The sequence below is a fragment of the Treponema saccharophilum DSM 2985 genome (assembly GCF_000255555.1).
Taxonomy (GTDB): domain Bacteria; phylum Spirochaetota; class Spirochaetia; order Treponematales; family Treponemataceae; genus Treponema_D; species Treponema_D saccharophilum.
On record NZ_AGRW01000028.1, the window covers coordinates 1 to 12,939 of the forward strand.

Annotated in this window: 11 protein-coding genes; 6 read left to right on the plus strand and 5 right to left on the minus strand. The window is 53.6% G+C overall.

What is annotated here, in order from left to right:
- Positions 1-538: 538 nt before the first annotated feature.
- Together TRESADRAFT_RS01245 and TRESADRAFT_RS01250 are read left to right on the plus strand one after the other, a co-directional pair.
- The gene (locus TRESADRAFT_RS01245) at positions 539-1,354 is read left to right on the plus strand and encodes a CheR family methyltransferase (RefSeq protein ID WP_040842030.1); all 816 of its coding nucleotides are present in this window, start codon (positions 539-541) and stop codon (positions 1,352-1,354) included.
- Positions 1,355-1,369: 15 nt separating this feature from the next.
- On the plus strand, positions 1,370-2,572 hold the full coding sequence (locus TRESADRAFT_RS01250; RefSeq protein ID WP_002702103.1) for a protein-glutamate methylesterase/protein-glutamine glutaminase: 1,203 nt from the start codon (positions 1,370-1,372) through the stop codon (positions 2,570-2,572).
- 272 nt (positions 2,573-2,844) lie between these two features.
- Here TRESADRAFT_RS01250 and TRESADRAFT_RS01255 read toward each other — a convergent pair whose 3' ends face one another.
- The 4 genes from TRESADRAFT_RS01255 to TRESADRAFT_RS01270 are packed head-to-tail and all read right to left on the minus strand — an operon-like array spanning position 2,845 to position 5,279.
- Positions 2,845-3,198, minus strand: a complete 354-nt coding sequence (locus TRESADRAFT_RS01255; RefSeq protein ID WP_002702105.1) for a hypothetical protein — start codon at positions 3,196-3,198, stop codon at positions 2,845-2,847.
- Between the two features lie 28 nt (positions 3,199-3,226).
- Positions 3,227-3,652 carry a SoxR reducing system RseC family protein gene (locus TRESADRAFT_RS01260; RefSeq protein ID WP_002702107.1) on the minus strand — a complete coding sequence of 142 codons (426 nt, stop codon included), beginning with the start codon at positions 3,650-3,652 and terminating at the stop codon, positions 3,227-3,229.
- Positions 3,645-4,184, minus strand: a complete 540-nt coding sequence (locus tag TRESADRAFT_RS01265; RefSeq protein ID WP_002702109.1) for a tetratricopeptide repeat protein — start codon at positions 4,182-4,184, stop codon at positions 3,645-3,647. The genes TRESADRAFT_RS01260 and TRESADRAFT_RS01265 overlap by 8 nt, the downstream gene beginning before the upstream one ends.
- 39 nt (positions 4,185-4,223) lie before the next feature.
- Positions 4,224-5,279: a polyprenyl synthetase family protein gene (locus TRESADRAFT_RS01270; protein ID WP_040842032.1), complete on the minus strand. Its 1,056-nt coding sequence runs from the start codon at positions 5,277-5,279 to the stop codon at positions 4,224-4,226.
- A gap of 100 nt (positions 5,280-5,379) precedes the next feature.
- On the opposite strand from TRESADRAFT_RS01270, the gene TRESADRAFT_RS01275 reads away from it, so the two are divergent.
- Complete coding sequence (locus tag TRESADRAFT_RS01275) at positions 5,380-5,772, plus strand: hypothetical protein (RefSeq protein ID WP_002702112.1); 393 nt, start codon at positions 5,380-5,382, stop codon at positions 5,770-5,772.
- Positions 5,744-6,205 (plus strand): Holliday junction resolvase-like protein, encoded by a 462-nt coding sequence (locus TRESADRAFT_RS01280; protein WP_002702114.1) that lies wholly within the window; start codon positions 5,744-5,746, stop codon positions 6,203-6,205. Before TRESADRAFT_RS01275 ends, TRESADRAFT_RS01280 begins: the two co-directional genes overlap by 29 nt.
- Here TRESADRAFT_RS01280 and TRESADRAFT_RS01285 read toward each other — a convergent pair.
- Positions 6,193-7,905 (minus strand): putative bifunctional diguanylate cyclase/phosphodiesterase, encoded by a 1,713-nt coding sequence (locus TRESADRAFT_RS01285; RefSeq protein WP_002702116.1) that lies wholly within the window; start codon positions 7,903-7,905, stop codon positions 6,193-6,195. The genes TRESADRAFT_RS01280 and TRESADRAFT_RS01285 overlap by 13 nt on opposite strands.
- A 265-nt stretch (positions 7,906-8,170) precedes the next feature.
- On the opposite strand from TRESADRAFT_RS01285, the gene TRESADRAFT_RS01290 reads away from it, so the two are divergent.
- Together TRESADRAFT_RS01290 and TRESADRAFT_RS01295 are read left to right on the plus strand one after the other, a co-directional pair.
- Positions 8,171-8,440, plus strand: a complete 270-nt coding sequence (locus TRESADRAFT_RS01290) for a hypothetical protein (protein ID WP_002702118.1) — start codon at positions 8,171-8,173, stop codon at positions 8,438-8,440.
- Positions 8,441-8,661: 221 nt separating this feature from the next.
- Complete coding sequence (locus tag TRESADRAFT_RS01295; protein ID WP_002702120.1) at positions 8,662-12,849, plus strand: hypothetical protein; 4,188 nt, start codon at positions 8,662-8,664, stop codon at positions 12,847-12,849.
- Positions 12,850-12,939 lie beyond the last annotated feature (90 nt).

Below are 12,939 nucleotides of genomic sequence, written 5' to 3' on the forward strand. Positions count from 1 at the left end.
GCTTGTTCATTTTCGAGTTCCGAGTTCGGCTTTGTAGGAGCAAGCGTGTGCCGGTGCGCGTGGCGCACCTTCCGTGCCGTTGGGCGGGGGTGCAGGCCGTTTTCGCGTTCTAAGTTCGGCTTTGTAGGAGCAAGCGTGCGCCGGTGCGCGTGGCTCACCTTCCGTGCCGTGGGGCGGCGGGTGCAGGCCGTTTTCGCGTTCTAAGCTTGGCTTTGTAGGAGCAAGCGTGTGCCGGTGCGCGTGGCGCACCTTCCGTGCCGTTGGGCGGGGGTGCAGGTCGTTTTCGCGTTCTGAGTTCGGCTTTGTTGGAGCAAGCGTGTGCCGGTGCGCGTGGCGCACCTTCCGTGCCGGGGGCGGCGGGTGCAGGCCGTTTTCGCGTTCTGAGTTCGGCTTTGTTGGGGTGGCGGCTGGTTATTTGATTTTTTTGCGTTATAAGATTTGTTTTGCCGTGGGGCGGAAAAGGCTGCGGTTTCGTGTATTGGGGAGGTGGAAGCCAAAAAAATTTACAATTTTGTTTTAAGGGTGTATAATGGCGTCTATGGCAGATTTATTAACAGATGCGGAATTCGACATGTTCCGCAAGGTCATCTACGATGAATCAGGGATAACGTTTTCATCGACGAACCGCTCAATCCTCGACAGCAGGCTAAAGGAAAAACTTCGCGAAAAGCAGTTGACCTCGGTGCAGGAATACTATCGTCTCATAACGTCCAATAAAGAAGAAATGAAGATAATGCTGGATTCTGTGACGACGAACCTTACCCGGTTCTTCAGAAACCAGCCTCATTTCGACGCGCTTGTTCATTATGTGATTCCTCATATCATCGAGCGAAAGAAGAAGACGGGCGATTCTGTGATAAAGATTTGGAGCGCCGGATGCTCGACGGGCGAGGAGCCGTATACGATTGCGATGATTCTCGCGGACATCCTTCCCGCGGGATTCCGATTTCAGATTACGGCGTCCGATATTTCGCTCAAGTCGCTGATGGTCGGGCAGCAGGGGTTCTATCCCGAATCGCGCATCGCCGGCATTCCCCAGAAGTACCTCGACAAGTATTTCATCAAGAGCGACAAGGGCTATCAGGTCAAGAGCGATTTGATGGCGACTATAAAATTCGATTATCACAACCTCCGCAACGATTCGGGGGCAAGAAATCTGGACGTGGTTTTCTGCCGCAACGTCCTCATATATTTTGACGAGGCTGCCCAAAAGTCTACGATTGACCGCTTCTGGAATTCGATGGGAGCGCAGTCGTATCTGTTCATCGGGCATTCCGAGTCGCTTTTTGGCATGGACACGAAATTCGAGTTCCTGAAAACCGATTGGGCGTGTCTGTACCAAAAGAATATCTAGTTTGGGAGTTTTGTTATGGAAGATATTTCAGTTCTCATTTGTGATGACTCTGCTTTGATGAGGAATTTGATTTCCCGCATAATCGATGGGACTGAGGGAATGAAGGTTGTCGGAAAGGCGATGAACGGGCAGTTCCTTATAGAGAAGATTCCGCTTCTCAATCCCGATGTCATCGTGCTCGACATCGAGATGCCTGTAATGAACGGAATCGAATTCCTCAAGTACAGGCGCGAGCATAATATCGACATCCCCGTAATCATTTTGTCTTCCATCGCCGAGCGCGGAGCCGCCGTCACTATGCAGTGCCTTGAGCTTGGCGCGAGCGATTTCATCACGAAGCCGAACGGTTCCGTCTCCGCCGACATCAATTCCGTCGCTGACAGGCTTACGGAGCTGATTTCCTCTTACGGCGGTCAGTATGCCAGAAGGAAGGGCAGGACCGTCCAGTCGTCCGATTTCTTCTCCCACCTCGCCAACGAGCGCGCGATGACGCGAAAGCTCCAGTCTGCCATGGGAACCGACGCCGCGAACAAATTCCTCGCGTCGGAGCGGGAAAGAAGGGAGAAACCCCGCTTTGAGGCGGCGCCAGCCGCGCAGAAAGGACCCGCGACGATTAATCCGTTGCGCGAGCCCGGCAGAATCGAGGCGATTGCGATAGGAATCTCGACGGGCGGGCCGAACGCGCTGAGGGAAGTTTTCAAGAACATAGACCCGAACTTGAAGCAGCCGATTTTTGTCGTCCAGCATATGCCGGCGGGATTCACGAAGGAATTCGCGAATTCGCTCGACAAAATATGCCCGCTGTCCGTCAAGGAGGCGGAGGAGGGCGACGCGGTGGAGGAAGGTCACATATATATCGCGCCGGGAAATTTCCACATTCTCGTCGGAACGGGAAATTTCGGGCGGAAGACGGTTCATCTGTCGCAGGAGCCGCAGCGGAACGGCCATCGCCCGTCGGCCGACGTCCTTTTCGAGTCGATGGCAAAAGTGTACCAGAACAAATGCCTCGGCGTCATAATGACGGGAATGGGAAAAGATGGGGCCGCCGAGCTTGCCGAGATGAGGAAGCAGGGCGCGTGGACGCTCGGACAGGACGAGAAATCGGCAATCGTGTACGGAATGCCGAAAGCCGCGTTCGAGCTTGGCGCGGTGCAGCGTCAGGTCAGCCTTGAGCAGATGGCGTCGGAGATATCAAAGCTCGCCAAAGAGCACGCATAAAAAAGCTGAGGCTCTGTCCGGATTTTCGGCGGATGTATGACAGGAAAATAAATCAGCCGTTTTTGCAGGCAGGGACAGACGGAAAGCCGCCGGGGGAAGTTTCCTTCGGCGGCTTTTTTTTGTACGCGCGGGAAACTCGGCCGGGGTGGCCTGATTTTGGTGTCGGTGCGTAGCCGAAGCCCGTTCGTTGCCATGCAAGAATCGGTCATTTCGACTTTGCTCAATGGCCGTCTTTGTTTTAGCATGCTTATTCGCAGCGTCGCCTGATTTTTTTATTCCGGCTTTTCGCGTTTCCGAATCCGTATGTATGTCTCGCTGAAATCGGTCATGTCGAAAAGATAGGCGTATTCCTCGAGTTTTCCTTTGAACCGTCTGAACCGGAGCTCCAGACGGTGGTTTCGCTCGTCTTTGAAATGCAGCGTGTAGTGAATCGTCGGCTCGATGACTTCCGGATATTCGATGAATGAGTCCTGGCAGTCAAGGTAAATCCAGCCATCCGGTATCGTGATTTCCTTCCAAACGCGGGAATCGATGCCGACGATGCGGAGCGTCCGGTACGGGTAGGCTTCCTTGGCGAATAGCGAGAGGAGAACGGCAGGCAGTATCAGTTTCAGCGTTTTTCTCATTGCGTTCCTCCTTTGTGCGCCGCCTTCGTCAGACGGCCTGCATTATTTCGGGCTTCATCAGATGAAGGCTGGAGCGGCTTATCGCGAAAAGGGTAGCCGCCGACAAAATCAATGCGGCGACAGCCCCGAGCGCCCTTATTTCCTCCGTGCGGGTTCCAATCTGGATTCCCAGGACATCCTGGGCTATGCGCGGCGCGAAGAAAAGCCCCGCAATCGAGCATAGTATGGGGATTATGAACGACAGTATTCCCTCGGCGGCGAGAATCGGGGCGGGATATCCTATTTTTACGGTCATGCCGATTTTGACGTCGATTTTCCGTTTGTTCAGGACGGCGAACGGTTTTCCCTGCTTGAGGCATCCGGACTCGCACGTCTGGCACGCGCCCGTTATGAGGGGGAGCACCATGATTTCCCCGTCGTCTATGATTTCCCTGACAATCGCGAAGCTACGCATTGCTCGCCCCCTTGTTCTGCTTTATGAGCTTCATCTGCTTGATGCAGAGGTTCATGCCGTCCTTGTTTCCCATCTCCTCGTACGTGTCGCGCAGGTTGTAGAGCGCGTCGTAATAATACGGGTTTATCATCACCGCCTTCTCGAACGCCTCCGCCGCCAAATCCATCTCGTTCTTGTTGAAGTACAGGACGCCGAACGTGTTCCAGATTCGTGCGTTCATCTCGTTCCTCGTCAGCGCCTCCGCGCACAGCTGCATCGCTTCGTCTATGTTCCCCATGTTCATCCGCGTTATCGCCAGCGCGTCCGTGTATGATTCCTCGTCCTCGTCGATGTCGTGCGCCTTCGCGAACGAGTCCGCCGCCTCCTTCATCATCCCGCAGTCTCGGAACGTCACCCCGAGATTGAACCAAATCAGATGGTTCAGCGGGTCGAGCGTGAGCGCCCTTTTCAGGCATTCGATTGCCTCGTCGTAGCTCCCTTTTTCCGCAAGGTGGAGAGCGTTGTTGTTTAGGGTTTCGACAGATTCTTTCATGGTACTTCTCCTCCTCCTTTTTGGCTTCCTGAGCCGGGCCTACTTTTTCATCGATGCGAACAGCTTTCCGATGAGAATCGAGGCATTCCCGCCGTCCGTTCCGAACAGCCCCGAGAGCGCCGCGCTTTTTTCCTCTATCATCGCGTTTCCGGCTTTGCGCGCCTTCTCGATTGCCCCGCTTCCCGCGATGACGGAAATCGCCTCCTCGACGGCGGGCGAGTCGATTCCCTCGTCGTGCGCCTTCCTGAAAAGTGACGCGAGCTTTTCCGCGTCGCCCGGATTCGATTCGAGGTGGAGGAGCACGGGAAGGCTCTTCTTTCCCTCGACGATGTCGTCGCCCCGTTTCTTCCCGGGATTCCCCGTCGTCAGGTTCACCACGTCGTCGATTATCTGGAATCCCGTCCCGATGTCCTCCGCGATTTTTCCGGCTTCGTCGGCCTTCTCCGTTCCCGCCCCGCCGGCGATAATGCCGACCTTCACCGCGAGTCGGGCGAGCGTCCCCGTCTTGTTCCTGACCATCGCCTTGTATTCGGCCGCGCTCGGAATCATCTCCGGGTTCCTGTGCCACATGATGTCCATCGCCTGCCCTAGATGCAGCCGCCTGAGCTCCTCCATGAAAATCCCCGTCAGCGCCGATTTCGTCCCCTCGTCAGCGTCGACTTTCCCCGTGCAGCAGACCGCCTGGAAATAGAGCCAGCTTGCCGCGTTGAGCGCCCTGTCCAGCCCGAACGCGATGTGCGCCGCCGGCTTTCCCCTGCGCGTGTCCGCCGAATCCTCTATGTCGTCGTGGATGAGGCTCGCCGTGTGCGCGAATTCGACGAGCGGCGTCAGCTCGTACGCGTTCCCCGTCATTTTTTCGTCGCCGCGCGATGCCATTTCCGCGCAGAGGACGAGCAGGAGCGGCCTCCACCGTTTTCCGCCGAGCTCGAGCAGGTTCCGCGTCGGTTCCAGAAGCTGCGCGAAGTGGGGCGCGCCTATGCACGCGTCGATGTTCCCGAACGACGATGCGGCCCATTTTTCGTCCGCGCTTTTCGGAAGGTATCTTCCGAGAACTGATTCTATCTTCTCAAGCCTTGTTTTGAATTCATTGTCCATGCGTATGATTATACAGCAAATAGTCCTGTTCGATAACGCCGGGGAATTCTCTCTGGCGGGCATGTTTCTTTGCCCGCCGCGATTTTGTATAATCGTTTCCATGAATGATGATGAATTTGTTGCCGAGATATTCCGCCGGATGAAGGCGATGCTTGAGGATGAGCGTGCCGAGTGCGCTTCGAATTCCCGTCTTGGGGAAGAAATTCGCGACGAGATTGTCGGATGCTACGACGAGGATTTGTCCGCGCTTTCCTCTCTCATGCCGAAAATTTCCGGCGTCGATTCGCTGTTCGGCCTTGATGACGAGGATTTCGCGCTCGCGCTTTCGCTGATGGAGAACTACGCGGAAAGCTTCGTCGTCGACGGGACGGACAGCCGTGCGCTTTCCGAGACGGAGGAGGAGTATTCTCGCCTCGCCGACCTTATTTTCGACATGTACGGTGAATTCGAGGAGGACGACGGGGATGATTTGGAAGCGGACGATGATGACTGAATTCCTCGTCCGTCTTTCCGGATTCGACTTTGCCGCGGTCGCGCTTTTCTTTTCCGTCATGGCGCTCACACTGTGCGCCGCCTGCTTCGCCGCGTTCTTTTTTGGCGTGCGGCGCGGGAAAAAGATGAATTACGCCGACATAGCGGGCGAGCGGCGCGATGCCGTGAAAAAGTCGCGCGCCATCATCGGCGGGCAGGTCGCCGAGCAGGTGGCGGCGTTCCTTCCGGGGTTCCCGTGCAATCCGGGGGACGTCAGGTTCGTCGGGAAACCGGTCGATTTCGTCGGCTTTCCCGGCGCGTCCGAGGGAAAGCCGATTGAGGAAGTGCTGATAATCGAGGTGAAGACGGGAAAATCGCAGCTCACGCAGCGCGAGAAGGAAATCCGCGCCGCCGTGGAGTCCGGGCGCGTCCGCTACGTCGTCTACCGCCCCTGAGTGTCCCGGAATATGTTCTCGCAGTCCTCTTTCGTCATCGGCTTGCCTTTGAGGAATCCCTGGACGACGCGGCATTTTATCTTCCGCAGGACGGAAAGCTGCTCCTCGTTTTCGACGCCCTCGGCAATCGTGTCGAGCCCCATTTTCGAGACGAGCGACACGATTGTGTCCGTTATGTCCGCCTCGAACCCGAGGTTGCCGATGTTCGAGATGAACGACTTGTCGATTTTGAGCGCCGTTATCGGAAGCTTCTGCAGGTAGCTCAGGCTGGAGTATCCCGTCCCGAAATCGTCGAGCGAAATGCCGATTCCCATCGCGCGCACCTGCGACAGCGTCCCGAGAATCTCCTCCTTGTTGTCGATGAACACGCCCTCCGTTATCTCTATTTCGAGGTTTTTCGTCGGAATCTGGTACTGCTCGATGAAATTCGACAGGTCGAAGATGAACGTCGGCTTTTTGAGCTGGACGGGCGAGACGTTCACGCTCATTATCCCGTCGAAGCCGTAGTCGTCTATCCATTCGCGGAGGGATTTGAGCGCCATCTCCATTACCCACTCGCCGAGCGGGACCATAAGGCGCGTCTCCTCCGCGATGGGGATGAACTGCTCCGGGGAAATCCAGCCGAGCGACTCGTCGTGCCACCTGAGCAGCGCCTCGAACCCGCGCAGCTTCCCCGTCGCTATGTCGTATTGCGGCTGGTAGTACTGCCTGAAATCGCTCTGGAACGCGTTCTTCCCGTATGCGTCGTTGAGCTTGTTCTGTATGGAGAGCTTTTTCATGAACCGGTCCTGCATGACGTTCTGGAAAATGCCGACCCTGTTCTTCCCGTGCTTCTTCGAGTCGAGCATCGCCATGTCCGTGTACCGCAAAAGCTTCTCGAAATCGGTGCCGTCGTCGGGGTAGACCGCAATTCCCGCGGAGAATTCCACTCCGCGCTCGTTGAAAAGCTCGAGGATGAGGTTCCCCATATTGAGCGCGGTCCCGTGCGACTCGATTTTGTTCATCATGATGATGAATTCGTCGCTCCCGAACCGGTAGGCGCGCATGTCCTCCGTCTCGATTTTCTTGAGGATTTCCGCCGCCTTCACAATCAGCTCGTCGCCCGCCGAATGCCCGCGCGAGTCGTTTATTATCTTCATGTCGTCTAGGTCGGCGAGCATTATCCCGAATTTCTGCCCGAGCGACGATGCCTTCGACGCCCATTCGAGGAAGTCCGACTCGAATTTCTTCCTTCCGAGAAGCCCCGTCATCATGTCGTGGAACGCGTTGAATTCAAGCTTCTCGCTCAAATCCTTGAGCTTCCTGTTCTGCTCGGCAAGGCGCTCCTCGAATTTCTTGTCGTCGTCAACGTTTATGAACGTCACCGAAAAGAGCGCGTCCTCGATTTTGTCGATTATCAGCTTGAACCAATGCCCGCATATTTTTGAGCGGAACGTTTTCTCTATCGGAATTCCTGTTTCCATGACAGTCTCGACAAGCTCGATGAGCCTGCTCGACAGAGGCTCGTTTTCCTTGTATGAGGACAGCTTATCGAAGCAGTTGTCCTCGCCGAAAAATCGCCTGAACGATTCGTTCATAAAAACGACCGAGAAATCATTGCGTGTGGCCCCGCTCTTCGCTTTTTGTGGCAATGGCTCCAAAACGAGGATTGGGGATGAGAGCTTTTCAAGCACGAGCCTGAATCCGTCCGTTGAAAACATTCCAATAGTTTACCATCTTGTTTGATTATTTGTGAAGAAAAAATTGCCGGCGATTTTCAGGTCAGGATAAAAATTCGACATTATCTGCATAAAATAATCCTGCCAGCACTCCCTCCGCCGGCTGCCGTAATGAGGCAGAACCGCCGGCATACCGCGATTTTTGGCTCCGCTTTCGCCGCTTTTTCGCCGTCGTTGCGTTTCGTCGGAAAATGTGCGATTGTTTCTTTGTGATTTCGGCGCTTTTTCGCGCTTTTTTGGAGGAGCTATGATTTCAATAATAATCGGTTTCGTTCTCGTGTTTTTCACCGTCTTCGCGTGCCTTCCGTCGGGGGCGTTCGGCTTGGGCTGGGGCAGCGACATCGTCCTTTTCCTCAAGGGCGCGTCGCCGGTTTTTTCCGCGGTTGTCGGAATCGTGTCGCTCATGGTCGGTTTCGCGGACGTGCGCGACAAGCGCGAGGCAAAGCGCGAGGAAGCCGAAAGCGAGGCTGTGTCGGCGGCTCCCTCAAAGGAACGGGGGGAGGGGCGCCCGCTTTGATTTTGCGGGGCTGTTCGATTTTTGGGGCGGGCGCGGCGAAGTTTTCCGGCTCGCCCTTCGCGTCGCGCCATGCCGGCCCCGTTTCGCCATCCGTTCGTAAATGAGACCCCGAAACGAGTCCGGGGTGACGAGTGGTGCATCCCGCCATTCGTGACGGATAAGAGCTTTCTTACAATTTGGTTGTTTTCATAGTAAAATCTCTGTGAAGGGGAGTCGTGCGTATGAAAACTGCTTTTCGTTTTTTTCTTTTCGTTTTTGTGCTTTCCGCCGTCTTTTCCTTTGGGTGCAGCCTTTTTGGCGATGATGATGATGGCGGAAATGAGAGCGCGGAATCCGTTGCAGAGCTTTTTTCGGGGACGGCTTCTTTTCGGGGGACGGTTGCCCTTGACGGCGTTTTTCCGCGCGCGAGGCGGACATCATCGGCGCGGACTGTCCTGCCGTCGCTGTCCGAGGAAATCACTTATTCCGTTGTCGCGGAGGGCGGCGGCAGGACGTACACGGCGGATGTCGACGGCATCAGCTTCTCGTTCGGCGACCTTGCGGTTTCGGAGGACGGAACCGAGTACGCGATAACGGTTTCGGGCACGACAACCATAAACGAAGGCGGGGCGGAGAAAACGGTCAGGGTTCTATTCGGGAAGGTCGTCCTCCTTCTTCGCGGCGGGGACGCGGTTTCCGGCGTGATACCCGTCGAGCCTGAGATGCAGGACGGAAAGGGGCGGCTTAGAATCGGCATTTCGGTTCCTGATAATGTGCATTCATGCGAGGTGAAATATCAGAAAATACTCGGGGGGGGGTATGCCTCAAAGGCATTTTCCGAAGTCGAGTCGGTGATTTCGTGGGACGAGGAAATCGATTCGGGGAACTACGAGGCAGTTTTCAGTTTCTACAACACGGAAAGCCCGGACGACGAGAACCGGATTCTCCTCTACGAATTCCGCGAGACGCTCCACATCTGCCGCGACCTTGTAAGCGACGAGTGGTTCGGCGCGTCATCCCATGTCACAGGCGTCGGAGAATGCGAAATAACGCCCGAAATGCTCAGCCGTTTCGCGCTGACGAGGATTTATGTCTCTGACAGGGCTGTAGGGGACGAGACGGGAACGCGCGCGAATCCGTTCAGCTCGATAAAGAAGGCGACGCTCGCGCTGTTCGACAAAGACGCGGACTACACGATTGTCGTCGACGGGACGCTGACGGGCGCGCAGGAAATTCCCGATTCCGTGACGGGCGAGCGCGCGAAATCGATTACGATATGCGGCGCGCACAAAAACGACGGCGGAACCCCCTCTGACGCGATTGTCGGCGGAGGGGACGGGACGGCGCTTTCCATACATTCGGATGTGAAAGTCGTCTTGCGGAACGTTTCTGTCTCCGGCGGAAATTCTTCAGGGAACGGCGGCGGTGTGTTCATAGCGGAGAACGCTTCCGTGGAACTTTGCGAGGGCGTTCGGATAACGGAAAACAGCGCGGAAAAAGGCGGCGGGGTCTACAACGAAGGAACGCTCGTCGCGGACGGATGCGCGATTTTGGGGAACATCGCGGAAAACGGAAGCGGAATTTTCAGTGCGGGAATTTTTCGCATGAAAGAATGCTCGATAAAGGACGCCGTTTTCCTTGCGGACGGAAAGACAATCGAAATCGCCTCCGCGCTCGGCGACAAGACCGCGGCAAGAATCGAGCCTGAGACGTATTCGGCGGGAACGAAAGTCATCGAGCTTTCCGACGGCGCCGATTCCGTGACATCGCTTTCCGCGGAGAACTTCAAATTCATCGTCGTGCAGCCGGAAAACGCGCCGGAAGGATTCTTCGTCTCTGCGGAAGGGGAGCTTTCATCGCCCTTCTCGTTCGAGAACGGCTTTTTCAACGGAAATGTCGCGGAGGTTGACGGAATTCCGTACGCTGTCGTCGAATACGCGGACAGCCTCGATTTTGTCGTGGAGAACCCCGTTCCCGAATCGACGCTGGAAATCAACGGTGAGACTGCTCCTTCCGGAACGGAAACGATGTCGGACGGTCTGAACGAGTTCAGAATACGAATCTCACGGGAAAACTACGACGATGTTGTTCTGACGAGCAAAATGTACGCGGTGAAAAGCCTGACCGAGCCTGAAATTACCTTCCCGAACAAGTCTTCGGTCGATGGGGAGACCATAAAATTCAGCTACCTCAAATACGACAACCTTCTTATGGACGTAACAAATACCTACGATGGCGCAACGATTACGACCACGATTGACGGCGGCACGCCGAAAACGGGCGATTTGACAAACCAAGAACTTGATGTGGGCACTCACACGATAAAAGTGACGGTAGAAAAACAGTATTGCACGACTCAAGAGTTTGTGAAGAGCGTAAACGTAAAGATTAACCGTGTAAAAGCAAAAGTCAAAAATCAAGTACATCACTGGCACACAGATGGTGGTAGAGATGTAGATTTGATTGTTACATTTTACATTGAATCCACAAAAAACGGTCAACAGGAAATATGGTCTTGTTATAATTATCATAAAGATAATACCCATGATTATTATGATGATGTTGCAAATGATAAAGTGGTTTATCTGTATGAAAAAACAGATAAGTTTTATTTTTATACTAATAGAGCAATGGACAGAGACGGATCGAAAGAAAGCAACTGGGATCACCTCGGAACCATAAACAAAGGGGATTCATCTGCTACAAGAAGTTTAAAAGATTTAAAAGCAAATCCACAAATTGATACTGGAGATCACCACGGTGATAAAAATTGTAAGAGCCGATACTGGATTAATGTAGAGCTTTCAGAAGAGGCGGCAGAACCACTGTTTACATTTAATCCTTCACGAAACGGTATGCGAGACGGTAATAATTTCGAATATATTGAAGTAGAAAACGCTTCGTCAGAAGCATCTTATACTATTTCTGCACAGGACGGCGCTTCGATAAGCGGTACAATTGACGGTGATTCGTTTAACGGCACAAAAACTGGAAAATTGTCACTCGGAGAGCACACGATTACTGTTACAAGCAAACAGTCTGGATTTACGGATACAACCATCACAAAGAAAATCAAAGTCGTAACGCCTCTAAAAAAGCCAACCCTCCGCATCTGGAACGGAACAAGCAATGTTGCAGCCGACTCCGCCGGGGCAGAAGATACGGCATATTCGGACTATAACTGCTACAACGTAAACCTTACCGCAGGCGGAACACTCGGAACTGTCGAATATATTTTTGATGCCGAAAGCGGGGTGACCGTTGATGTTAGCGACAACGGTACGGAGCGCGATGGAACGGACACGAAACTCGAACTTGGTCCGCACACGCTTACCGTAACATGCTCAAAGCCGGGCTATACTGCACGTGAGTTTGAGGAGAAAGTGTACATTCAAGGAATTTTGGGTGCCCCATCCATTGCCTTTTACAAAGAGGCCGCTCATACGACAGAGCTTTCAATGCACAGCCACCCAGAATCCAGCAGCTACCTTTTGTACGACTCATATGATGTGGAACTTGATAAAGACGGAAACTGTGCGCTCTATTACAAAGCGACACCGGCAAATGCGGGAAGCACGGTAACCGTAACAGAAAACAGCGCGGAACTTTCCGGAAAACTTGCACTTGGACCTCATACAATCACCGTTACTGCGACAAGGCAGTATTGTGTTTCAAAGTCGGTTGAGAAAAAGATTTATGTTCAGGGGATTTTGAGCGAGCCGACATTCACGCCGGACGGTGAAAAAGTAAAGACGGAGGGTACTACCGAATACTGGCAGTACAGCTACAAAAAATATGACGAGATGCCAATAACAGTAACGGCGGGGAACGCAGGAAACACGGTTACGCTTTATATGGACGGCCATGAAGTTGAAAAGGCATCTCTCGGATATGGTACTGCCGGAAGCGTATCTGTCACTCAGACCCGCCAATACTGCAAGACGCTTGAATCCGAATCGAAGTGGATGGATGTAAGCATCAAGCCGATTACGCTCACGTACAACAATAAGACTGGTAAGGGAAAGCTGGAACTTAAATTGAGCAACTTTGGCAATGACCCCGCCATTATGCCTCTGGGCGCTAACATAACTATACGTGCCGCTGGTAAGGAGGCTATGACGGCATATAATAAAACTGATGAATCGGTGAATCAGAATACATGGCTTACCCTTAACGATTCTTCGGCTCGAAGCGTTGAAATAACGCTGAATAATCCTTCTGACGAAATAATAGTGTATACGGATATTTGGAGAACTGATAAGAGCAATTGTACGATGAGGGATCATGAATCAACGCGCAGCCTTTCTCAGATAAAAGAAGGGAAAGGCGAAAACGAAAATGCCGGGGAATGGACGTTCATAGTCGATATGTATGAGGGGTATTATAGCAGAAAAGCCCAGCCCCGCATCACGTTTTCTGTGTCCGATTAAGGAAAAGCCAAAGAAGCGACATGGGGGGGGTATTTGTTAGACATCCCCCTGTTCTGGGGAGTAATATAAAAGCAATTTTATAAACAAGGA

Coding starts and splice junctions, on each gene's coding strand:
- TRESADRAFT_RS01245 (WP_040842030.1), top strand. CDS start 539: ATGGCAGATTTATTAACAGATGCGGAATTCGACATGTTCCGCAAGGTC.
- TRESADRAFT_RS01250 (WP_002702103.1), top strand. CDS start 1,370: ATGGAAGATATTTCAGTTCTCATTTGTGATGACTCTGCTTTGATGAGG.
- TRESADRAFT_RS01255 (WP_002702105.1), bottom strand. CDS start 3,198: ATGAGAAAAACGCTGAAACTGATACTGCCTGCCGTTCTCCTCTCGCTA.
- TRESADRAFT_RS01260 (WP_002702107.1), bottom strand. CDS start 3,652: ATGCGTAGCTTCGCGATTGTCAGGGAAATCATAGACGACGGGGAAATC.
- TRESADRAFT_RS01265 (WP_002702109.1), bottom strand. CDS start 4,184: ATGAAAGAATCTGTCGAAACCCTAAACAACAACGCTCTCCACCTTGCG.
- TRESADRAFT_RS01270 (WP_040842032.1), bottom strand. CDS start 5,279: ATGGACAATGAATTCAAAACAAGGCTTGAGAAGATAGAATCAGTTCTC.
- TRESADRAFT_RS01275 (WP_002702112.1), top strand. CDS start 5,380: ATGAATGATGATGAATTTGTTGCCGAGATATTCCGCCGGATGAAGGCG.
- TRESADRAFT_RS01280 (WP_002702114.1), top strand. CDS start 5,744: ATGATTTGGAAGCGGACGATGATGACTGAATTCCTCGTCCGTCTTTCC.
- TRESADRAFT_RS01285 (WP_002702116.1), bottom strand. CDS start 7,905: ATGTTTTCAACGGACGGATTCAGGCTCGTGCTTGAAAAGCTCTCATCC.
- TRESADRAFT_RS01290 (WP_002702118.1), top strand. CDS start 8,171: ATGATTTCAATAATAATCGGTTTCGTTCTCGTGTTTTTCACCGTCTTC.
- TRESADRAFT_RS01295 (WP_002702120.1), top strand. CDS start 8,662: ATGAAAACTGCTTTTCGTTTTTTTCTTTTCGTTTTTGTGCTTTCCGCC.